This is a genomic window from Nocardia sp. MDA0666, assembly GCF_003023875.1.
In the GTDB taxonomy this organism is placed as follows: Bacteria; Actinomycetota; Actinomycetes; order Mycobacteriales; family Mycobacteriaceae; genus Nocardia; species Nocardia aobensis.
In genome coordinates this window covers 605,265-627,675 of sequence record NZ_PYHT01000001.1, presented here as the reverse complement: position 1 = coordinate 627,675, position 22,411 = coordinate 605,265, and the positions used below count along the sequence as shown (strand labels likewise).

Here is a 22,411-nt window from a genome sequence, read left to right as displayed (position 1 = left end):
GTGAGTAGTGTAACCGTGGTCGATTTCGGACTCATCGACGAATGGTCACCGCCGCCGGGGCGGATGGTCACCTGGGGCGCGTCACCGGAAGCGGTGGCGCGGGCCCGGGCCGCCCCGGTCCATCCGGCGCCACCGTCGCTGCAACAGGAACAGTATCTGCGCCAAGCGGATCGGCACGCCGCCGCCGACTTCCGGTTCTCCGGACTGTGCCTGGCCACCGCACGGATCCCGACCGGTGGCCTGGACCGGGAGGCGATGACGCGGATCGTCAACACGTTCCTGTTGCGTCACGACACCTTCCGGACCTGGTTCGACATCGGCGCCGACGGCACCGTGCGGCGGCATCTGGTGCCCGAGGACGTGGTGGACTTCATTCCGGTCGACTACGGGTGGATCGATGATCCGGCCGCGATCCGGCAGCACGTCGAGAAGACGACTCCCGACCCGTTCCAGTGGGATTGCTTCACCTTCGGCGCCATCGAACACGGTGATGCGACCACGGTCTACCTCGCCGTCGACCACCTGCACACCGACGGTCTCGGGCAGTACCTGTCCGCGTCCGACTTCGCGCAGCTGTATCTGTCCGAACTGAGCGGCGAGGCCGAACCGCTGCCACCGGCGGCCAGCTATCTGGACTACTGCGTCGCCGAGCGTGCCTACAGCGATCTGCTGACGCTGTCGTCGCCGGGCGTGCAGAAGTGGTTACAGTTGTTGCGCGGCAACGACAATCGGCTGCCGTCGTTTCCGCTGGATCTCGGCAAACGCTCCGACGGCTACAACCGCAGCGCCCACCGCACGGTCACCCTCCTCGATGAACATCAGGCATCGTCCTTCGAGGAGATCTGCCGGGCCAACGACGCGGAATTCGTGGGCGGAGTCTTCGCTGCCGCGGCCCTGGCCGAACGCGATCTCACCGATTCCGACTACTACTTCGGAATGACGCCGGTGAGTACCAGAACCTCTGCGGCGGAGGGTAATTCGGTCGGCTGGTACGTGACACTGGTGCCGGTGGCCTTCCCGCTCGGCCCCGGCACCCCCATCACCCGTACCCTGAAACTGGCCCAGCGCGCCTACGAGAACGGGCTCCGCCTGGCGCCCACCTCGTTCCATCGGGTGCTGGAACTGCTGCCCGCGGACTCGGAGATCAAGGCCGAACCCGGCTGGGTCACACCGATGATCTCGTTCATCGACGCCCGCGACTTCCTCGGCCACGAATTCTTCGACGAGGTGACGGCCGGCGTCTACGCCAACCGCGCGGCGTCGGAGGAGGCGCTGATCTGGGTCAACCGGCTGCCGTCGGGGACGACGCTGAGTGTCATCTACCCCGACACCGCGGTCGCCCACGACTCGGTCGAGCGCTACATCGCGGCGATGCGCACGGTTTTCGCGTCGATCATCGATCCCGGCGCGGAAACGAACTGAACTACAGGAGGTTTCGTGGTGTCGGAAGGCCCCGTGCCCATGCTCTTTCGCGACCCCGGCATACCCGACGGTGAAAAATGCCGGTACACGGTCGGAATCGACGGCCGCAGTTCGGGTTTCGAGCTGACCAGCGTCGTCACCCACGAGAACGGCGGCTACCGGACGCTGCTCGAGGCATCGAGCGGCGACGGCGAACTGGAACTGACCATCGATCAGCGCTTCGGCCGGGTCGACGGATTCCTGCGCGCCGAGGACTACCGCGCCGAAACCCGTTCCCGCGGTGTGGTCGTCTCCCGCGAGGAAGCGCATTTCATCGACACCGTCCACCTCCCGATCGGCGGCGCACCCGCCCCGTTCCCGACCGACATCATGCCGATCGTCGGTGGAATGACCCTGCTGCGCGGGCTCGACCTCACCGAGGGGGCGGCGCAGTCGATCGATACGTGGCTGGCGTTCTCCGTTCATTGGCCCCTGGTCGCCCGCGTGGACAAACGCACGGTGGTGGTAGCCGGCGCGGGCGAGATCGAATGCCGCCAGGTGCGCCTGCGGCCGAGCTTCGGGCAGGTGAACATGTTGCTGGACAAGATGATCGGAGGATTGCTGCCCCCGTTCGTGGCCCATATCGAGGTGCAACCACCACATCGGCTGGTGCGCTTGAGCTTCCCGACCGAACTGGCGTTGTCGGCGCCGCGCAGCGTGATCGAGTTGGCCGGATGACGGGTGGAACCGGGAGCGGACAGGCCGTGCGCGGCGATGGGGCAGTGGTCGAGGGGCACGTGGTTGTCGGCGAGTCGTCCCCCTCGGAATTGGCGGCATGGCTGGCCTTCGCCGGCTGTTTGATCGCGGTGTTCATGCAGATGATCGATGTGACGATCGTGAACACAGCCCTGCCGAGAATGACCTCCGACCTCGGCGCTTCCCGTTCGGCGGAACTGCTGGTGATTTCGGGCTATTCCCTCGCCTTCGCCTGCACGCTGCTCAGTGCCGCCCGCCTCGGCGCCGTTGCCGGTCGTCGCGCCATGTTCCTCACGTCGGTGGTGGCGTTCACGGCAGCATCGGTCTGGTGCGGATTGTGCACGGGTGCCACCGAATTGGTAGTGGCCCGGGTGGTCCAGGGCGCGGCGGGTGCGGGCATGGCGGCCCAAACCATCGCCATTCTGATCGCCAGCTTCCCTCGTGAACGCCACTCCCTGGTCTTCGCCATGTACGGCGGCGTAGCCGGTTTCGCCGGCATGCTCGGCCCCATCCTCGGCGGCGCCCTGCTGACCCTCGACATCGGCGGCTGGGGTTGGCGCACGGTCTTTTTGATCAACCTTCCCATCGGCATGGTCGCCTTCGCACTCGCCTGGCGATACCTGCGCATAGGCCGCCCGCCGTCGCCCGACCGCCTCGACCTGGGCGGCGCGGCGCTGTCCGGAGTCGGCCTACTCCTGGTCGTGTATGCCCTGGCCTTGGTCCAGCAACACGGCTGGCAAGCCCAGCCGATCGCCCTCGGCCTGGCCGGAGTGGTGGTGTGCGCCCTGTTCGCGGTCCATCAGATCAGGCGTTCGTCCCGCGGAGACAGCCCTTTGATGCGGCTGGATCTGTTCTCCGACAGGGGCTTCCGCATCGGCTCCATCCTGGTCTGCCTCTTCTTCGGCCTGTTCACCGCGTTCGTCTTCGCCGCGTCCATCACCATGCAGGACGTCCTCGGTTACACGCCGTGGCACACCGCGATCGTCATGACGCTGTTCGCTCTGGGCGCCGGTGCCGGCGCGATCGCCTCGCTGTTCCTGGTCCGCCAGTGGGGAATCCTGATCCTGGCCGCGGGCGTCACCCTCTACGGCGGCTGCATGGGCGGCGGCGCCATCTACCTCCACCTGACCAGCGGCATCGCCAATCCCCTCATCGCCGCCCCCGCCGTCTGCGCAGCCGGCTTCGGAGTGGGAATCTTCGCAGTCCAAATCCAGCCGATCATGCTGTCGGGCCTGAACGCCGACCATATGTCGGAGACGTCCGGTGTGGTCCCGACCATCGAACAGATAGGCAACGCACTGGGTTTGGCGGTTCTGACCACCCTGTTCTTCCGCTCCCACACCCTCGACGGCGCGCTCACCATGATGGTGGCGCTGGCCGTGGTGTCGTTCGGATTGGGGGCGCTGACGTTGGCTTTGCCGCGAGCGCAGCACAACTGAAGTTCGTGGCGTGTGTGGCGGCTGCCATTCGGTATCCGGCGGCACACCGTGCTGTCGGCTCGAACGGAGTCTTGCGGTAGTTGCCTTTTGTTGGCACGCTTGTTCGCGCATGCCGAACTCCGATACCGCATATGACAGCCTCGTGGGCTTGGCCGTGGGCGATGCGCTGGGTGCGCAGTTCTTCGTTCCCGGGCACTCCGTCTTCGATCTGCACGCCGGGCGACCGCCCGCGCCTCCGTGGCAGTGGACCGACGACACCGAGATGGCCTGTTCGGTGTACACGGAGGTCCTCGACCGCGGCCGGATCGACCGCGATGCGCTCGCGGCCGTGTTCGCGCAACGATGTGAGCCCTACCGTGGTTACGGTCCGGGCACAGTCGTTGTGCTGCACGAGATTCGCGACGGCAGGCCCTGGGCCGACGCGGCAGGTGCGGTTTTCGGCGGGAACGGGTCGTGGGGGAACGGTGCCGCGATGCGGGTCGCTCCGCTCGGGGCCTATTTCGCCGGAGATCCGGACCGGGCGGCGGCGCAGGCAGCGCTGTCCGCCGAGGTCACCCATCGTCATCCGGAAGCGATCGTCGGCGCCATGGCGGTCGCCGTCGCGGCCGGCCACGCCGCAGCGGTTCGTGGAAAAGACTGTGCGCCCGGCGAATTGCTGGATGCGGTGGAGCCGTACCTGGTCGACGGGCGCACCGCGGACGGTATCCGTCGCGCCCGGAAGTTGATCGGCAGCTCCGTGGCCGAAGCGGCCTACGAACTCGGCAACGGCGCCCGGGTCAGCGCGCAGGATACGGTGCCGTTCACCCTGTGGGCGGCCGCGAGCTTCCTCGGCGACTATCCGGCTGCGGTCACCGCCTGCATCGAGGCGGGCGGGGACGCGGACACCACAGCTGCGATCGTCGGCGGAATCGTGGCCGCGTACACGGGAGTCGGCTCCCGAGGTTCGATACGCGGTATACCTGAGGAGTGGCTGTCGGCGCGTGAGCCACTGCCCGCATGGGCGCTGGAGCGACGCGGCGCCGGCGAACTTCCGTCGGGCGGGGTCATGGGTTAGTGTTCCGCGCCTGAAATCTGTTGCAGAGCGGTTCCGTCGGTGTCGCGTGGCGCCGTTGTCCTGGTCTGCCGCCAGGGCAGGAGGACCGAGCCGGCGAGGAGGGCGGCGGCCGCGCACCCGATCGCCACCCGTGGGCTCGTCGCGCCTGCTATCAGACCGCCCAGGGCGATGAACGCGGGCTGGACGCTCTTCGAACTGATCGACCACGCGGTGCGGACGCGGCTCATGTGATCGTCGGCGGTGCAGTTCATTCGGTAGGTGGCGAACACCGGGTTGAACACTCCGGCGCAGAGCAACAGGAGAGTTTCGGCGGTCAGGATGACGAGGAGGCCCAGTGCGCTGGGGCCTGCGATCAGGAGCAGTCCCACCCAGCAGGTACGCAACGTACCGGAGCCGAGGAGGACTGCCCGTTGACCGAATCGCGCCACAAGTCTTGGGCTGCACAAGGATCCGAAAAGGCCACCGAGGCAGGGCAGTCCCAGGGCGAGTCCGTACTGCCACGGTGCGAAGTGCAGTTCGCGCAGCATGAGCAGGGCGAGCAACGGGGTGGTGAGGGTGACCGCTCCGCCGAAGAGCATGCCGTTCCAGAACAGCCGGCGCAGTACGGGGTGTTCGAAGATGTAAGTCCATCCGCTGCGGATCTCACGTCGCCACTGGTGGTCGGTGGGCGCGTGCGCCGGTATCGGTTCGATGGTTGCGATGCTCCGGATCCTGAACGCGGACAGCAGATAACTGACCGCGTCGAGCGCCACGGTGATCGTTGCGCCGAATACCGTGATGAGAACGCCGCCGATCGGAGCGCCGATGGTGGATGCGGTCCAGAAGGTCGATTCGAACCGGCTGTTGGCTCGCACGCGGTGCGGCTCGGCGACGATGGCCTTGACATAGGCCCCACTGGCGGCGTTGAACACCATTTCGCAGAGGGTTTGCAGCGTGAGTACGACGCAGAGTTGCCCGTAGGTCAGTGCACCGAAGCATGCGGCCAGAGGAACACTGGCGAGGGCCGCGAACGAGACGAGGTCGGCGTGCATCATGATGGGTCGTTTGCGATGGAACTCGATGAACGATCCCATCGGCAATGCGATTGCCGCACTGGCCAATCCGGCGATCGCCGCCATCAGCGAGACCTGCAGGGCGGAGGCGTGCACGACGAGGATGGCGACCAGTGGGAGAGCACCGGCGCCCAAGGCGCTGCCCAACTGACTGACGGTCGAGGCCTGCCACAGGCGAGAGAAGTCGGGTGAGAGTCGATCGGTTTCGGCAGCGCCACATGTCACCAGGCGGACTCCGATCGATCGATGGTAGGGCCCAGTTTTGCTGAACCTGTCTGCCTACGGTGATCGGGCGTCGATGCGGTGAGATCGGTGGCCTCGCTGCAGACATACTTCCGGCGACCGACTCTCACCACACCAGTTTCGGCCTCCTGTTGATCGTGCGGGCTTCAGTCGTATCAACTCGCGATTCGCCGGGCACGAACCGACGTCGCTACTTCTCGAACACCGGCATGGGTGGAATGCCGCGCACCGGCATGGGCGGAATGCCGCGGAAGGCGGTTCCGGCGGCGAGGTTGCCGCAGCAGAGGCTGGTGCCGGGTACACGCCGCTCGAGACACGAGGTGGTGCGCCGGCGCAGATCCCCCGAAGTTTGCTGGTCCGGGGGTATCTTTCGGAAGTCGGTGCGGTGTCGGCCGCTGCCGACGTGCGCCCTTGTGTGCCGGATTTGCCGGGACTGTTCCACTTCTGCACGACCTTCGGTTCGAGTACAACTCTGACAGGGCGGGTGTGTGTTGTCGTGAAATGTCTGCGGAGCGTCGCGGTTACGCTGGCGATCGGGTGCGCAGTGGCGTTGGGGCCGGCCGCCGCGCTCGCCGACCCGCCGTCGCCTACCCCGGCACCATCCACTACCAGCCCGACAGTTCCGGCGGCATCGAGCCCGGGCGAGCCGTCCGCATCGGGCCCGGCCGCGCCGCCAACTGCCCCCGGGCCTGTGCAGTCCGGTTCGAGTCCTCCCACGCGGTCGACCGCTGATTCTGCTGTGCCGTCCGGGGCCGTTCCGGCCGCGCCGCCAGCTGCCGATCGGGCTGTGCAGTCCGGGCCGAGTCCTGCTTCGCCGTCGGCCGCTGATAGTGCCGTGCCGTCCGGGGCCGTTCCGGCTGCGCCGTCGACCTCCGATCGACCTGCGCCGTCGGCGTCCAGCCCCGCTGCGCCGTCGGCGGCTGATCCGGGCGCTACGTCCTCCGAGCCGAATCCTTCAGCCGCCCATAAGGATCCGGGGCCTTCGGCGTTTCAGAAGTGGCTCGACGACACCATTCCCGCGCCGACGTCGGTGGTGCCCGGGCTCGGATCTGCTGCTGCCGATCCCGGCGGGGCGTCGGATCCGCAGGCGCTGTGGAAGGCGATCCAATCCAGTCCGACCGGGGATCCGTTCTTCGACGAGGCACCGGCGGATCTCGCGCATTACGCACCCGGGGACGTCATCGAATCGCGGGATGTCAGCTGGCCGGGGGTGCCGATGGTCTTCCTGACGGTGCTCACGCCGGTTCAGCGGGCGGTACAGGTGAAATTCCGGACCACGAACTCCGCCGGTGCGCCCTCCTTCGGGACCGCGACGCTGCTGTTGCCCTTCGGCCGGTGGACCGGACCGGGGAGCCGTCCGGTGCTGCTGAACGCGCCGCCGATCAACGCGCTCAACCGGCGTTGCACTCCCGGCTACGTGTTCTCCCACGGATTCGACATCACGACCGGCGGCACCGGCAACGATTTCGTCCCGTCACCGACGATGTGGGCGGCGAGCCGGAACTATGCGGTGGTGATCCCGGACCACGAGGGCCCCTTGATGTCCTATGCCGAGCCGACCGTGGCCGGCCACATCATGCTCGACACCGTGCGTGCGGTACGCCACCTGATGCCGGACGAGTTCGGTGAGAGCCGTTTCGCGATGACCGGCTATTCCGGCGGTGCCATCGCCAGCTACGCCGCCGCGATGCTCGCACACGAATACGCCCCGGAACTGACACCCCACCTGGCCGGGGCCGCGATGGGCGGCCTGCCCATCGACTACGAATCCTTCGCGAAGACCTTCGACGGCACCTACGCCTCGGGACTGATGCTGACCGTGACGCTCGCGCTGGCCCGCGAACATCCCGAAATCCTCAGCCGCATGAATCATCTGGCGCAATGGGCGGCCATTTCCCCGCTCAAGGATGTGTGCAGTTCGACCATGGCGGACATCGGAGTGTTCGTACCCTATGCGGCCGTGGCGAATATGGCCGACCCGCTTCACACCACATTCGCCGACATGATGTTCCGGCGATTGAGCCTGAAGGGCAGGAAGGCCGGCATGCCGATCTACGTCTACAACGGCGTGCACGATCCCTGGATGCCCGTCGCGAAGGCCGAGGCGTTCTATACCGAACAGTGCGCTCTGGGAGTTCCGGCCACGAAGAGCATCGTGGGCGGGGAACATATCCTCGGCTACTTCGACGGCTTTCTCGGGTCGACGCAGTGGCTGGGCGAACGATTGTCCGGTGTCCCGGCGCCGAACGCCTGCGAAGTGGCGCCACGCGCGGATGCCGCATCGGGGCCGAGCACGTCGAACGGTGCGTCCAGCGACGTCCCCGAAGCCGAGAAACCCTCCGCAGCACCCGTGCGGCCAGTGACCTCGCCGCCGAGTCGATCCGCCGGTCCAAAGCAGGATCGCTGACAGGCGGGTGAATGCGGCGTGATCCACCTCACGCGCTGTCACAGCCGCGGGGGATGCGGCGTCTTATGGCCGACCCCCTCAGCAAACGGAGGAAGACGATGAAGAACAACGAAGTCCTCGTGATCGGTGGCGGATACGCCGGGGTGATGGCGGCCAACCGCCTGACGCAGCGTGACGACGTGCGGGTGACGGTGATCAACCCCCGCCAGGTCTTCGTTCCGCGGCTGCGGCTGCACCAGCTGGTGGGCGCGACGCACGAGGCGGTCGTCGATTACCCCGATGTCCTGGCCGAGAAGGTGCGGCTGGTCGTCGACAGCGTGACGCGGATCGACGTGGCGGGGCGCACGGTGCAGCTGGCCGGCGGTGACAGCATCGGCTACGACTATCTGATCTACGCGGTGGGTAGCGGCATCCCCGCGCCGCAGGTACCCGGGGCGGCCGAATTCGGCTATCCGATAGCGACTTTGGAGGCGGCGCAGCGGCTGCGATCGGTCCTCTTCGATACGCCCTCGTCGGCCGCGGTGACGGTGATCGGGGGCGGGCCGACCGGGATCGAGACCGCCGCCGAGCTGGCCGGACAAGGGCGCGCGGTCACCCTGGTGTGTGGCAGCGTTCTCGGTCCGTACCTGCATCCCAAGGCGCGGCGCACGGCGCACAAGTACCTCGCGAAACTCGGAGTGCAGGTCGTCGAAGGTGCCGATGCGACCGTCACCGCGATCGGGCGAGACGCTGTGGTACTCCGCGACGGCCGGACCCTGGCCAGTGCCGTGACGATCTGGGCGGCGGGCTTCGGCGTACCGGACCTGGCCGGTCGCAGCGGATTGAGCGTCGATGGCGCCGGGCGGCTGCTCACCGACGAGACACTGACCAGCGTCGCCGACGAACGCATCGTCGCGGCTGGCGATTCGTCGGCACCCTCGGATCTGCCGTTCCGCATGAGCGCCTACACGGCGTACTGCCTGGGCGCGCACGCCGCCGACACCGTCCTGCACCGCATCGCGGGGGAACAGCCCTCGGCGATCGACCTCGCTTTCCCCGCCATGTGCCTCAGCTTCGGCCGGGACGCCGGGATCTATCAGCTCGGCCACAAGGACGAGACCGCCATGCGGCTGTACTTCGGCGGGTTCGCGGGTAAGAAGCTCAAGGAATTCGCGTGCGAGGCGGGGATCAAGCATCTGGCGACCGAGGCCCGCAAACCCGGCTCGCACCACTGGTTCTCCGACGGCAAGTACCGGCCGGCGCAGCTGCAGGCCCGGCACGACGACACTGTCCCGGGAAACCGCACCAGTTCAAGCGCGCTGCCCTGAGTGGTCAGTAGTCGCGGCCGGTGAGTGGCGAGTTTGCCGGCGGGGAGGCTGTACTTTTCGTGCAAACCTGGCCGTTCTTTGCGGTTTTCGCGCAATCTCGCCGAGGTTTGCACGAAAAGTTCACCCGTCCCCGACTGCGCCCCACGCTCGTAACCGGCTACCGGCTGCGCACATGATCATCTCCCGCCCCGGTCGCCGACCGACACTCGAATTGTGTTCGGGTTGAGTGGAAGCCTGTGCGCGGGCCGAGGCATCCGCTTACATCGAAACCATGGCAACATCGGCACCGTCGCCCACCGACGCGGACACTTTCACCACCGAGTGGCGGGAATGGCATCGGCGGCAGGAAGCGCACCTGTCCGACCGGCACGGCTTTCTCGCCATCACGAGTCTGCACTGGCTCACCGAGAACCCGCAGCGCTTCGACGATGCCCCCGGCGCCTGGTCGACCGGGGCCGACGGTGTGGTGGTCGTGCTCGACGAGGACGAAGAGTTGGTCGTCGACGGCGAGCCGGTGCGCGGCCGCCATGGGTTCGGCGTCATCCCCGAACGCGGTGGCGTGAACGCTGTCTGGGAAGACGCCGTGATCGAGGTCGCCAAGCGGGGTGGCCACGACATCGTGCGCCCTCGGCACCCGAACACCCCGCTGCGCACCGCTTTTCGCGGCACTCCGGCGTTCGTCCCGGACCCGAAGTGGGCGGTCACAGGACGCTATGTGGCCTTCGAGGAGCCGCGGCCGACGACGGTCGGCGCTGCGGTGGAAGGACTCGAGCACGTATACGATGCGCCGGGGCAGATCGAATTCGAGGTCGACGGTAAACCGTTGCGCCTCACTGCTTTTCCCGGCAAGAACCCCGGAGATCTGTCGGTGTTGTTCACCGACGCGACGTCCGGAGTCACCACCTACGCGGCGAATCGGGTGCTGCAGGTGCCGGCGCCGGATGCCGACGGAACCGTGGTGCTCGACTTCAACCGTGCGGTGAACCTGCCGTGCGCGTACACCGATCTGGCGACCTGCCCGCTGCCACCGGCGGAGAACCGGCTGCCGATCGCGGTCGAGGCGGGGGAGAAGATCCCCTACGAGCGTCAGCAATGAGCTCGCCGCGGATCAGTTCGCTGGCGTTTCTGACCCCGGGCAACTACCTCGACGACGATCCGTACACCGGCCTCGAGGACACGCTGCAACTGTTCGAATTCGGCGAGCGACTCGGGTTCGACGGCGCGTGGATCCGGCAGCGGCATCTCGAGCACGGAGTCGGTTCGGCAGCGGTCTTCCTGGCCGCGGCCGCCCAGCGGACGAGCCGAGTGGAGCTGGGCGCGGCGGTGATTCCGATCGGGTACGAGAGCCCGTTCCGGCTGGCCGAGGACTTGTCGCTGGCCGACGTGCTGTCCGAGGGGCGTTTGCAGCCGGGTTTCAGCGCGGGGACGCCGCCGCACGCAGACCTGATCGGTGATCTGGTCTTCGACGGCGACTGGCGCAGCTTCGACCTGTCCTACGGCCGGGTGGCCCGGCTGATAGAAAACCTGCGCGGCCACTACCTGGGCGACGCCGACACCGTCATCCACTCGCCGGGCAACACCCAGCGCCCCCGGCTCCAACCACACAGCCCCGGCCTGGCCGACCGGGTCTGGTACGGAGGCGGGAGTACCCGCTCGGTGCGCTGGGCGGCGGAGAACGGGCTGAATCTGCTCAGCGGAAATATCGTATTCGGTGACCGCAGTGACGATTTCGTTACCGCTCAGCTGGGGCTCATCGACGACTACCGCGAACGCATCGATCCGTCGCGTCCGACGCGCGTCGCGATCGGCCGGGTGATCGTCCCGTTCGACAGCGCCGACCGCGCGACTCGGGAGCGGTACCGGGCCTATGCCGCCGGCCGCCACGAACGCACCCTCGGCCCGCAGGGTGAGCGACGGGTCCTGTTCGCCCCGGATGTCGTCGGCACCGCCGAGCAGATTCTCGAACAGCTGCGCGCCGATCCGGTCCTCGCGCAGACCGCCGAACTGCGTCTGGAACTGCCCTACGAGTTCCATCGCGCCGACTACGAGCAGATCCTGCACGACACGGTGGAGCTGATCGCTCCCGAGCTGGGGTGGAAACCCGCGCTGGCCTAGGCCGACGCGAGAGGACCCCGCTCGGCGAACCGGCCGGGGTCCACACCCGGACACCGCGCCCAGGTGTGAGCAGCAGGGTCGGCGATGATCGGATCGCCGACTCTGCAGACGGTCCGAGCGCGCTTCTGCCGAGCGCGGCGTCGGGCATCGCGACGATCAGGCCGCGAGTTTGAACCTGTGCTTCCGGGTATCCACACCATTGCCCGATAACGGTGTCGGCGCGTCCACTGACCCGCGATACGACACCCGGCGTTCCACCGTATTCGGTATCACCGTTCGTACTACGAGCCAGGAGGACGAGATCGATGATGACCGGCCGGAACTACCGAAGCTCAGCACTTTTCGTCACCGCCCTGGCAGGGATGGGGCTGGCCGCCGTGTCGACGGCTGCTCCAGCGCTCGCCGCCAACTCCATCGACATCAAAGGGGTGGGGCCGGCCAATGTCGGGGTCGACTACACCTGTGATGCCAATTCAGGCACGTCCGCGGTCAAGGTCATGGTGGGCGATCCCAACGCCGACGCACCGTCCGCGATGGGTACGCAACCGCAGGTCACCTGCAATGGGCAAACGCAGAGCACTGTTGTCGAGCTGACCGGCCCGGACGGGTCGCCCGCACAGTTGCAGCAGGGCCAGACCGTGCAGGTCCGGGTGGCGTTGGTGGATCCTCAGGACACCGTGGTCTCCGGAAAGGCCAATGTGTTCAAGCTGGGGTAACGGCGACCTGTGCCCGCCATCGCCGGCGGGTGGCCGAGGCGCGTGCGGTCCAGCCCGCCACGATCCCGAGATAGACACCGGGCAGCCCCCAGTGCAGCACCGCGGCTGCGATCCACACCGCGGGCAGGGTGACGCAGACGACCGAGAACACGGACGCGGACATGACCGCCTTCGTGTTCCCGGCCGCGCGTAGCTGGGCCGCGTAGACCATGCCCATCGACATGACCGGCGCCAGCACCGGCAACGACCACACCACCCCGTGCCCGGTCGCACTCACCGCGGCGTCAGCGGTGAGGAGCCGGAACAACACCGGCGACAGCGCGGTGAGCAGCAGCGCGACCGCACCCGAGGCGCCGATCATGAGCACCGCGCCGGCCCGCACGACAGCGCGCCGCCCGCGATCGTCGCCGGCGCCGAGGCACTGGCCCGCCAGAACCGCCACCGCCACACCGATTCCGAACACGAGCATCCACACCAGCGAGACCGCCAGGCTCATCACCCGGTGCGCGGCCAGGCTCACCGTCCCCGCTCGCGCCACCACTGCCGTGATCACGGCATCGCTCCCGTAGCCGACGACTCCGAATACGACATCCGGCACCGCGAGCACTGTCACCGCGTGCCACACCGTGCGATCCGCGCGAGCCCGGACGGTTGCCGACCCGATGGCCCGGCGAACACGCGGAATCAGCGCGACCGTGCCTGCTGCGACGGCGGCGGTCGAACCGATCGCGGACCCCGCCGGCCCCCATCCCGCCCCGAAGATCAGGATCCACGACACCATCACGTTCAGCACGGCCACCGCCACCGCGACCCGGGCGCCGGATCTCGTATCACCGATGCCGGCGAGTACACCACGCAGATGAGCCGTGACGGCCGTGAACGGCAACCCGCACAACAGAATCCACAACATGACCGTCGCTTCACGCCGATCCGGGCCCACCGGCGCGGTCACCGCCACGATCACGGGTGCGGCCGCCGCCGCGGCCACCGCGACCGTCACTCCGACCGCAGCGGCGCCCGAAAGCCCTGTCGATGCCACCGCCCGGACCGCGTCGATATCCCCGCCGCCGTGCCGGCGCGCGACGAGTATCTGGGTGGCCGATCCCCACGGCACCACCAGCGCGGTGCAGCAGATCCATACCGGCACAACCAGTGCGGCGACGCCGAGCGCTTCGATCGAGTGGTGACCCAGCAACGCGGTATCGGTCACGCCCAGCACCAGCGTCGTCGCGGAGGTCAGAACGACGGGCGCCGCCAGTCCGCTCACCTGACGAAGTCGCGCGATTCGCGCTTGCCTCCCCATGCAGGGACTCTAATAGCGTTCCCGCGCAAGCCTCTTCCAGTGGTGCGGAAACCGGAGCTACCCGCGCCGGAGCTCGTGTAAGTACCGTGTCAGCGCTGCGTCAGTCCGGTGACAGCGGCATGGAAGACAGTTCTCCCATGAACAGCGGAGCACTCGCCACGGTCGGAGCCCGGAATGCCGGGTGGGACACGACGTTCGTCAGTCGCTTCGATTCGGCTCTCGGTATCGGACGCCCGCCGATGCTGCGCTCACAGTGGCTCGACCGCGGTCGGCGGTATGTGCGCAGTGATCACGCCTTCGCCCAGTTGATCCGTTTCGCGCTGGTCGGCGGCGCGAGCAATATCGCCTACGCCCTGCTGTTCGTGGTCATGAGTGGGCTCGGACCGCTTGTCGCGAATATCGTGGGCTCGCTGGTCAGTACGGCGATCGCGAACGAACTGCACCGCCGCCTCACGTTCCGAGCGGCCGGCCGCATCGGCTGGTTCACCGCGCAATGGGAAGGCGGCGGCCTCGCGCTCCTCGGTGTGGTGATCAGTACGGCCGCGCTGGCCGGCCTCCGTTTCTGGGCGCCCGGCCTCGGCGATCTCGTGCAGGCGAGCGCCGTCCTCGCCGTCACGGGGACGGTCGGCGGTCTGCGGTTCCTGGCTCTGCGTGGCTTCGTCTTCTGAGAGGCGGTATCATCGACCGCGATGATGACTCATTGCGATTCAGGATTGGGGGTCTCGTTCGCACACGGTGAGTGCTGATGCACCCTGTGACCGCGAACGGGAACGATTCCCGAATTCCCTTGTGGCTGCGGATACGCGAGTTCGCCGTACCGCCCGCCATGATCGAGACCGCGACGACCCGGCGTCGTGCCGGGGACTGGGCCGGAGCATGTGCCGCGGCGGGTGTCGACGTCGACGTCGATCCACGCCAACTGGCACGTACCCACGGCAGCGAACTCGCCGCCCGCGTACTGGGCGATCTGCGGCACCTGGCGCCGGATCTACTGCGCTGGCATATGCCCAGGGTCGCCTCCGACGGCTTGTTACGGCCCGGCCTGACGACGACTCTGGCCCGGTACGACCCGCGAGAACGCGGAAAGTGCTGCGGTAGAGCAGGGTTCATACATCTCGTCGTCCGCACCGCGCCGGCCTGGGCCGACTCCGGACAACGCATGAGCCTGGCGCTGTGGGACGAATCCCGTCCGGAAGGCGGCATCGGCTCGCATCCGCATCCCCGGCCCAACCGCCGCTTCCGGCTGGACCTGCACCGTCACCTCTGGGACGCGCGACGATCCGCAGAACTCGGAATCCGTTGCGGTACAGGTCGAACAGCCGGTGGCAACGGGACGGAGGCCGCGATCGCAGAGCACGTCCCGCCGGGATGCGCCGTCGACCGGTGGGCAGCCGAGGCGGAGTTGCTGCTGCGCACCGACGGCCGTCCGCGCGGTGCGCTGCAGGTGCGATTCGGTGCGCGACACCGGCTCATCCTCGAGTACGAGGGAGACCCTCCCGCGCTCCGAATCGCGTACCCATACCCGCGTGGCGCGGTGTCCGCGCTTCCTGTCCTGCCGTACGCGGCGACCTGGATGCTTCCCGACCTGGCATTGCTGCGCGCCGGTGCGATCACGGCCGATCGCCTGCATCCCCTGGTCGCTTCGGCGCTGGTGCCGGAGTTCTCCTCGGCCGCACCATCTTCCGACACCAGCGCGTACAGCCGTGCGCACCTGGTGCAGTGCCGGGGAGAGCAGCACCGCGTCGGACTGGTGGACGGCACGCTGACCGCGCTGGATCACAGCCCGGCCGAGCTGCGGCGAGAGGAACTGCTCGTCGCCCTGTCCGGCACACCGCTGCCCTGCCTGCAGGCGATCGACCTGGCGCACCGGCGACCGGATTGCCTTGCCGGCGCTCGTGATCGGTTGCGCCACGGCGATATCGCCGGTGCGCTGGCCGTCGTCGACAACCTGCTCGGTCCCGATGCGCGGTTGCGCGCGGGAGCATTGCGCGACGAGCTGGAGGTGGCCGCACAGCGGGAGCACACCTACCGGCAATTCCGCAGCGGGCCAACGGAATCCGCTCCGCCAAGAAAACGGCGCACCCACCACCGCACCCATCCGCGCCACGCGATGGCGCGCTGACCGCGCATATCCGCCCGACTTCTTCGACACCAAGGTGATTCATCGATGACCACATCTGCCTCGACCACGGGCACCGCCCGAATCGACGCCGCCGGCGAACTGCTGACCCTGCTGAACGAGTCCACCACCGAGCCGGCCTCCGACATCCAACTGGAGGCCCTGACAGTGGCCGTGGCCGCGGACCTTCCGGTGCTCCTGTGGGGCGAACCCGGGATCGGGAAGACGGCGGCGCTGACCCAGCTCGCCGATTCCCTGGACCTTCCGCTGACCACGGTGATCGCGAGTGTGCACGAGCCGTCCGACTTCTCGGGCCTGCCCGTCGTCGGAGACGATCCCGCGGCTCAGGGTGTGCCGCTGGCCCCGCCGGACTGGGCGGTCCGGCTGGTGCGTGCCGGTCGCGGACTGCTGTTCCTGGACGAACTGTCGACCGCACCGCCCGCGGTGCAAGCGGCGCTGCTGCGGCTCGTCCTCGAACGCCGGATCGGCGCATTGCGGCTACCTGCCGGTGTCCGCATCGTCGCCGCCGCCAACCCGCGCTCCTCGGCGGCCGACGGATGGGAGCTGAGCGCCCCACTGGCCAACCGATTCGTCCACCTCACCTGGACGCACGACCCCGACGTCGTCGTGCGCGGACTCGGCGGAGTCTGGCCCCGAGCGAGCCTGCCCACGCTCGATCCCGAAATGTTCCCGGAGGCAGTGTCTTTCGCTCGCCGCGCGGTGTGCGGGCTGCTCGCCGCGCGGCCCGCGCTGGTGCATCGGATGCCCAGCGGTGAAGCACGCCGGGGCGGCGCCTGGCCCTCGCCGCGCACCTGGGAGATGACCCTGCGACTGATCGCCTTCGCCACCGCCGCCGGCGCCGGCCGGGATGTGCTTTCCCTGCTGGTGCGAGGGACCGTCGGTGACGGTCCCGGCTTCGAACTGCTCACCAGCATCGACCGGATGGAACTGCCCGACCCCGAGCAGCTGCTCGCCGATCCGGATACCGCCGACCTGCCCGAGCGTGGCGATCTGCGCCAGGCGGTGCTCGACGGTGTGGTGGCCGCGGTCCGCCGGAAACCGGAGAAGTCGCGCTGGGACGCCGCTTGGGCGCTGCTGGCGAAGGCCGTCGAGACCGGCGCGCCGGATCTGGTGGTCGTTCCCGCCACCACCCTCGCCGCCCTGCGCCGCGACCAGTGGGAGATCCCGGCCGCGATCGAGCAACTCGCGGGAATGGTGGCGGTGTCGCGGACAGCGGATCGCGCTGCTGATCGCGTCGCCGCGCAGGCCGGGCGATGACGGCGCCCGCGGCCGCGGATTTCGAGAAGCTCTGCGCCGCCCGCCTGCTGGCGGTGCGGGCCCGACCCTATCTGGCCACCGCTCTGTACGCGTTGCACCTCGTCGAGTCACGCGGTGTGCCGACGATGGGCGTGGACCGGTACTGGCGGTGCTACGTCTCACCGGTGTTCGTCGCCCGCACATCCGTGGAGGAACTGGCTTCGATTCTGGTCCACGAGGTTTCGCATCTGCTGCGTGACCATCACGGGCGCAGTGACCGGTTCGCTCACGACCACGACCTGACCGGCCCGGCGCAACGCCTGCGCATGAATATCGCCGCGGACGCCGAGATCAACGATGATGCGTTCGGTGACGGACTGATCCAGCCCGAGGGCGCTGTCCTACCGGCAAGTCTGGGACTGCCCAGCGGTGAACTCATGGAGGATTACCTGCGCCGATTTCGCTTGGGGCCCCACACCCAGGACATGGCCTGGCTGGATTGCGGCAGCGGTGCCGACGGGCTCGACCGCGACTGGGAGCTGGGACCGGACGGGGCGAACGGCCTCAGCGATCAGGAATGCGAGGCGGTCCGGTTCCGGGTGGCGCAGGGCATCGACGGGCGTCCGGGTGACGCGCCCCGAGGCTGGCGGCGCTGGGCGGAGGAGGCATTGCATCCACCGCAGCCGTGGCGCGACCTGCTGCGCGGGGCCATCCGCTCCGCGGTCTCCGCGTCCGGCGCCGGCGACGACTACACCTACGGCCGGCCGGCTCGGCGATCGGCCGGAGTACCCGGAGTGGTGTTACCGAGCCTGCGGCACACCCCGCCGCGAGTCAGCGTGGTCATCGATACCTCGGGGTCGGTCAGCGACGCCGAACTGGGCAGCGCGCTGCTGGAAACGTTCGCCATCGTCCGTGCCGTGGGCGGTCGCCGCGATCTCGTCAAGGTTCTGTCGTGTGACGCCGCCGCGCGGATCGCGCAGCCCCTGTGCCGAGCGGAAGACATCGCGCTGGTCGGCGGCGGAGGCACCGATCTACGCGCGGGCTTCGCCGAAGCGCTACGCGCGCAAGCCCGTCCGGACGTGATCGTGGTCCTGACCGACGGTCACACACCGTGGCCGGCGTCCCGGCCCGCCTGCCGGACGGTGGTGGGATTGCTGGGGCGGCAGCGGTCGTGGAGCGAAGCCGATCCGGATTACGTTCCGGCCCGGCCGCCCGAATGGGCACGGGTCGTGCGGATCGGATGACAGCGGTGTTCGTCGGCCGTCAGTCGGATTCCGTCGCTTCGCGCAGGATGCGGAATTCGGCGGCCAGGGCGTCGAGGGTGTAGTGGGCGTTGAGGCCGCTCGGGTTGGGCAGCACCCAGATTTCGGTGGCACCGAGGGTTTCGGCCTGGCGTCCGACGGTGGTTTTCGGCCGGCCGAAGGCGGTGCGGTAGGCGCCCAGACCGAGGACGGCCAGGGCCCGGGGTCGGTAGCGCCGGACTCGCTCGGCCAGCGCCCGGCCGCCGTCGCGCAATTCCGCCGCGGTCAGCTCGTCGGCCTTCGCCGTCGTTCGCGCGGCGACGTTGGTGATGCCGATCCCGAGGACGAGCAGTTCCTTCTGCTCATCGGGACGGAACAGCCGGGGCGTGAAGCCGGACCGGAACAGCGCGGGCCAGAAACGGTTTCCGGGCCGCGCGAAATGGTGGCCGGTCGCGCCCGACCACAGGCCCGGATTGATGCCGCAGAACAGCACCCGCAGATCGGGTGCCACCAGATCGGGAATGGTGCGGTCCTTCGCGGCGGCCAGATCCGCCGGGGTCGGGCGGTACGCGGCGGAATGTGCCATCCGCCCAGTCTGCCGGACCGGGCGTCGCGCCCGCCCACGGCGGTGATCGCCGACGGCGCGGAGTGCCCGCAGGTTCGCCGGTGTGTGCTGAGACAGCGGGAATGTGCTGCGAGAAGTCGCCGTCACCCTGGGTGTTCAACCAATGGTTGTGCGTACCGGCGTGTCCGGTTGTTTGATACAGGTCACCGCACCTGATTGCATCCGAGTGAACAACGTGGAGTTGTCCGGCGTCGATGCGCCGAGAGCAGCCGCCATTCGGTGCCGCAGGGCATGCGGCGTGATCAGGAGGATCATGGAAATCGGGCTGAAGCGGCTGATCGGTGCGAGATTCGATGCGCACGTCGAGGAGAGCCGGCGATTCGATGCCGCCTCGAAACCCGTTGCGGGTCCTGCTGATTTCGAGGAATTGCAGCGGGTCCGGGCGAGGCAGGCCGCGTCCCGGCCGCCGTCGGGTCCCCGGGCGGCCCAGCAGATGGCCGAAGTCGGCGGTCGTCGAGTTCCGGTGCGGGTCACCGTTCCCCGGGAGACCGAGATACGGGGCGTCTATCTCGATATCCACGCGGGTGGCTTCTATATCGGCTCGGCGGCCGGTGGTGATGCGCGCAATGCGGTGCTGGCCGACACTCTCGCAGTGGCGGTGGTGAGCGTCGATTATCGACTGGCACCCGAACATCCCTGGCCCGCCGCGCCCGACGATTGCGAAACCGCGGCGCTGTGGCTGATGGAACGCGCGGAATCGTTGTTCGGCACATCGGCATTCGTGGTGGGCGGGGCTTCGGCGGGAGCCACCCTGGCCGTGACCACCCTGCTGCGTCTGCGAGATCGAGGACTGGCCGATCGGTTCGCCGGCGCGGTCCTGCAGTACGGCGCCTACGACCTGAGCGGACGATCTCCCGGCGGCCGGCTGTACGCCGACGAGTACTTCATCGAGGCCTACGCCGGTCACGTCGCGGACCGCACCGATCCCGACATATCTCCCCTCTACGGCAACCTCGGCGACCTACCGCCGGCGCTGCTGGTGGTGGGGCAACGCGACATCCTCCTCGAAGACAATCTGGCGCTGGCCGCCCGGCTCGCCGCTGCGGGAAACGATGTCGACGTCCGCGTCTATCCCGAATCCGCCCACGCCTTCACCTTCCGCCCGACCGGTATGGCCGCTGCCGCTCTGCGCGAGATCGACGCGTGGGTCGCGGAGAGGCTGCCCGAGAAAACGATCTGACCAGCGCGGAGCCGGGCGGCTGTCGGTCACCCGGTGCGCTGCCACGCGCAAGAGGATGCGATGCTCGCGGGTCGCTGGTGGCGCGCCGGATCCCATTGCGACGGTGATGTAGTGGTGACCGATCACCAGCGCGGACCGGCTCCATTCGTTACCCTGGCTTGATGCGATCCCGGTTTCTGCGCAATGTCTCGGCCGTGTTCGTCGCTGTTGCGTCGGTGTTGCTGAGCGGCACTCCGGCCCTGGCCGGCCCACCGATACGGGCGGCAGCGCTCGCGTCGCTGGACTCCGGATTTCTCTGGGGTGTGGCGAGTTCGGGCTTCCAGTCCGAAGGCCGTTCGCCCGACAGCAATTGGACTCGTTACATCGCGCGCAACCCCGGGTACGAACCACTGCAGAATTCGGTCGACTTCGCCGATCGCTACGACTCCGACATCCGGCTGGCCGCCGATATGGGAATGCGGGTGTTCCGGGTCGGGATCGAGTGGGCGCGGCTGCAACCCGAGCCCGGGAAGTGGGACGACAGCGCGTTCCGCTTCTACGATTCGGTGGTCGACAGCATCGTGCGCGCCGGGATGCGGCCGATGATCACCCTCGACCACTGGGTGTATCCGGGCTGGGAGGCCGACCGGGGCGGCTGGCGCAATCCGGGCATGGCGGGCGATTGGCTGGCGAACATGCGTGCCGTCGTGGATCGCTATTCCTCGCGGAACCCGTTGTGGGTCACCGTGAACGAACCGGTCGCCTACATCCAGAACGAGGTTCGCGAGGCGGGCGCCGATGCCGGCGCCATGCTGACCGGGGTGGTCGACGTGCACAACGCCAGCTACGACTACATCCATCAGAAGCAGCCCGGAGCTCAGGTCACCGCCAACGTCGGATACGTCGCGGGTGCGGAGGATCAGGTCAACGGTGAGTTGGTGGACCGGATCGGCGCCCGGCTCGACTACGTGGGCGTCGACTACTATTTCGGATTCGACCCGGCGCAGTCGCTGTACAGTGCGATCGGACGGGCCACCGGTTCGTCGCTGCCGAATCTGCCCGGCCCGCGCATCTGGGACATGCCGCTGCGCACCGAGGGCATCTACTATGCGCTGCAGCACTATTCGCGCCGGTTCCCCGGTAAGCCGCTGTATATCGTCGAGAACGGCATGCCCACCGAGAACGGCCTGCCCCGCGGTGACGGCTACACCCGCAGCGACCACCTCCGCGACACCGTCTACTGGCTGCAACGCGCCAAGGCCGACGGTATGAACGTGATGGGCTACAACTACTGGAGCCTCACGGACAACTACGAATGGGGCAGCTACACACCGCGTTTCGGCCTGTACACCGTCGACGTCCGCACCGATCCGTCGCTCACCCGCCGGCCCACCGACGCCGTCGGCACCTACGCGCAGATCGTCGCCGCCGGTGGCGTCCCCGGCGACTACCGCCCCACCCGCGCCCCGGCCCTCTGCATCTTCGACGACCCGCCGGCCAGCTGCCTCAGCCCGGTCGCGGGGCCGTAGGCGTTCTCCCCACCAAAAAAAAGTTTTGCGGTGATGTCGATTCGGGGGATGCCCCGTTCGAGGGGTAGGTGAGGGCTGAGAGGCAGCCCACCCCTGGAAGGACACAACCATGCGCACACTGGTGGCTTTCGAGCATATGACCCTGGACGGCTATGCCTCGTCCGGCGAAGATCTGGGATTCGAGTTCACGTTCCGCGCCTACGACGACGAACTGCAGGCCTACGCCGAGCACATCCAGGCCGACTTCGACACCGCGATCTACGGCCGCGAAACCTACCTGGGGATGTTCGGGTACTGGTCGCAGCAGCCGAACGCCGAGAGTTCCCCAGGCGAGCGCCGGCACGCCGAATGGGTCAACGCCGTGGACAAGATCGTCTGCTCCACCACGCTGGAGTCGGCCGAGTGGAACAACACCCGGCTGATCAGCAGCGACGTCGCCGCGCAGATCGAGGCGCTGAAGCGCCAGGACGGCGGCGTGATCGCGATCTATGCCAGTCCGAAGCTGGTGCATTCGTTCATCGATATGGGGCTGGTCGACGAGTTCCGCATCGTCGTCCATCCGGTCACGCTCGGCTCGGGCACCCCGGTGTTCCACGACAAGGCGAAACTGGATCTCGACCTGCTGGAGTCGAAGGCATTCGGTTCGGGCGCGGTGTATCTCCGCTACCAGGTGCGATGAGGAAGGATG

At 68.1% G+C, this 22,411-nt stretch carries 19 protein-coding genes; 16 read left to right on the top strand and 3 right to left on the bottom strand.

Annotated elements, in window-relative coordinates:
* From C8258_RS03085 to C8258_RS03070, 4 genes are all read left to right on the top strand, one after another.
* Positions 1-1,422, top strand: coding sequence for a condensation domain-containing protein (locus tag C8258_RS03085; RefSeq protein ID WP_233224839.1), 1,422 nt, complete (start codon positions 1-3; stop codon positions 1,420-1,422).
* Positions 1,423-1,437: 15 nt separating this feature from the next.
* A complete protein-coding gene (locus C8258_RS03080) occupies positions 1,438-2,139 on the top strand; it encodes a hypothetical protein (protein WP_233224838.1) in 702 nt (233 codons plus the stop codon).
* Entirely contained in the window at positions 2,136-3,596 is a 1,461-nt protein-coding gene (locus C8258_RS03075) for an MFS transporter (RefSeq protein WP_106953739.1), read from the top strand. Before C8258_RS03080 ends, C8258_RS03075 begins: the two co-directional genes overlap by 4 nt.
* A 109-nt stretch (positions 3,597-3,705) precedes the next feature.
* Complete coding sequence (locus C8258_RS03070) at positions 3,706-4,650, top strand: ADP-ribosylglycohydrolase family protein (protein WP_106953738.1); 945 nt, start codon at positions 3,706-3,708, stop codon at positions 4,648-4,650.
* Here C8258_RS03070 and C8258_RS03065 read toward each other — a convergent pair.
* Positions 4,647-5,927: an MFS transporter gene (locus tag C8258_RS03065; RefSeq protein WP_233224837.1), complete on the bottom strand. Its 1,281-nt coding sequence runs from the start codon at positions 5,925-5,927 to the stop codon at positions 4,647-4,649. The two genes, C8258_RS03070 and C8258_RS03065, sit on opposite strands and share 4 nt — an antisense overlap.
* A gap of 1,051 nt (positions 5,928-6,978) precedes the next feature.
* Between C8258_RS03065 and C8258_RS03055 the strand changes: the two genes are divergently transcribed.
* From C8258_RS03055 to C8258_RS03035, 5 genes are all read left to right on the top strand, one after another.
* A complete protein-coding gene (locus C8258_RS03055) occupies positions 6,979-8,352 on the top strand; it encodes a lipase family protein (RefSeq protein ID WP_146161143.1) in 1,374 nt (457 codons plus the stop codon).
* A gap of 98 nt (positions 8,353-8,450) precedes the next feature.
* Entirely contained in the window at positions 8,451-9,659 is a 1,209-nt protein-coding gene (locus C8258_RS03050; RefSeq protein ID WP_106953734.1) for an NAD(P)/FAD-dependent oxidoreductase, read from the top strand.
* A gap of 271 nt (positions 9,660-9,930) precedes the next feature.
* Entirely contained in the window at positions 9,931-10,755 is an 825-nt protein-coding gene (locus tag C8258_RS03045; RefSeq protein WP_106953733.1) for a DUF1684 domain-containing protein, read from the top strand.
* Positions 10,752-11,774 carry an LLM class flavin-dependent oxidoreductase gene (locus C8258_RS03040; RefSeq protein WP_106953732.1) on the top strand — a complete coding sequence of 341 codons (1,023 nt, stop codon included), beginning with the start codon at positions 10,752-10,754 and terminating at the stop codon, positions 11,772-11,774. The genes C8258_RS03045 and C8258_RS03040 overlap by 4 nt, the downstream gene beginning before the upstream one ends.
* A 305-nt stretch (positions 11,775-12,079) precedes the next feature.
* The gene (locus C8258_RS03035) at positions 12,080-12,490 is read left to right on the top strand and encodes a hypothetical protein (RefSeq protein ID WP_146161142.1); all 411 of its coding nucleotides are present in this window, start codon (positions 12,080-12,082) and stop codon (positions 12,488-12,490) included.
* Here C8258_RS03035 and C8258_RS03030 read toward each other — a convergent pair.
* Complete coding sequence (locus C8258_RS03030) at positions 12,477-13,793, bottom strand: MATE family efflux transporter (protein ID WP_106953730.1); 1,317 nt, start codon at positions 13,791-13,793, stop codon at positions 12,477-12,479. The genes C8258_RS03035 and C8258_RS03030 overlap by 14 nt on opposite strands.
* A gap of 239 nt (positions 13,794-14,032) precedes the next feature.
* On the opposite strand from C8258_RS03030, the gene C8258_RS03025 reads away from it, so the two are divergent.
* The 4 genes from C8258_RS03025 to C8258_RS03010 all read left to right on the top strand — a co-directional run bounded on the left by C8258_RS03025 (position 14,033) and on the right by C8258_RS03010 (position 18,413).
* Complete coding sequence (locus C8258_RS03025; RefSeq protein WP_106954030.1) at positions 14,033-14,461, top strand: GtrA family protein; 429 nt, start codon at positions 14,033-14,035, stop codon at positions 14,459-14,461.
* A gap of 77 nt (positions 14,462-14,538) precedes the next feature.
* Positions 14,539-15,915 (top strand): hypothetical protein, encoded by a 1,377-nt coding sequence (locus tag C8258_RS03020; protein ID WP_369974691.1) that lies wholly within the window; start codon positions 14,539-14,541, stop codon positions 15,913-15,915.
* A 45-nt stretch (positions 15,916-15,960) separates the two neighbouring features.
* The gene (locus tag C8258_RS03015) at positions 15,961-17,190 is read left to right on the top strand and encodes a MoxR family ATPase (protein WP_106953728.1); all 1,230 of its coding nucleotides are present in this window, start codon (positions 15,961-15,963) and stop codon (positions 17,188-17,190) included.
* Positions 17,187-18,413: a VWA-like domain-containing protein gene (locus tag C8258_RS03010; RefSeq protein WP_106953727.1), complete on the top strand. Its 1,227-nt coding sequence runs from the start codon at positions 17,187-17,189 to the stop codon at positions 18,411-18,413. The genes C8258_RS03015 and C8258_RS03010 overlap by 4 nt, the downstream gene beginning before the upstream one ends.
* Before the next feature lie 19 nt (positions 18,414-18,432).
* On the opposite strand, the gene mug is transcribed toward C8258_RS03010, so the two are convergent.
* Positions 18,433-18,996: a G/U mismatch-specific DNA glycosylase gene (gene mug / locus C8258_RS03005; RefSeq protein WP_106953726.1), complete on the bottom strand. Its 564-nt coding sequence runs from the start codon at positions 18,994-18,996 to the stop codon at positions 18,433-18,435.
* 292 nt (positions 18,997-19,288) lie between these two features.
* Here mug and C8258_RS03000 point away from each other — a divergent pair, with 292 nt between their 5' ends.
* From C8258_RS03000 to C8258_RS02990, 3 genes are all read left to right on the top strand, one after another.
* Positions 19,289-20,215 carry an alpha/beta hydrolase gene (locus tag C8258_RS03000; RefSeq protein WP_106953725.1) on the top strand — a complete coding sequence of 309 codons (927 nt, stop codon included), beginning with the start codon at positions 19,289-19,291 and terminating at the stop codon, positions 20,213-20,215.
* 161 nt (positions 20,216-20,376) lie between these two features.
* Positions 20,377-21,723, top strand: coding sequence for a family 1 glycosylhydrolase (locus C8258_RS02995; protein ID WP_106953724.1), 1,347 nt, complete (start codon positions 20,377-20,379; stop codon positions 21,721-21,723).
* 109 nt (positions 21,724-21,832) lie between these two features.
* Positions 21,833-22,402, top strand: a complete 570-nt coding sequence (locus tag C8258_RS02990) for a dihydrofolate reductase family protein (protein WP_106953723.1) — start codon at positions 21,833-21,835, stop codon at positions 22,400-22,402.
* Positions 22,403-22,411: the final 9 nt, after the last annotated feature.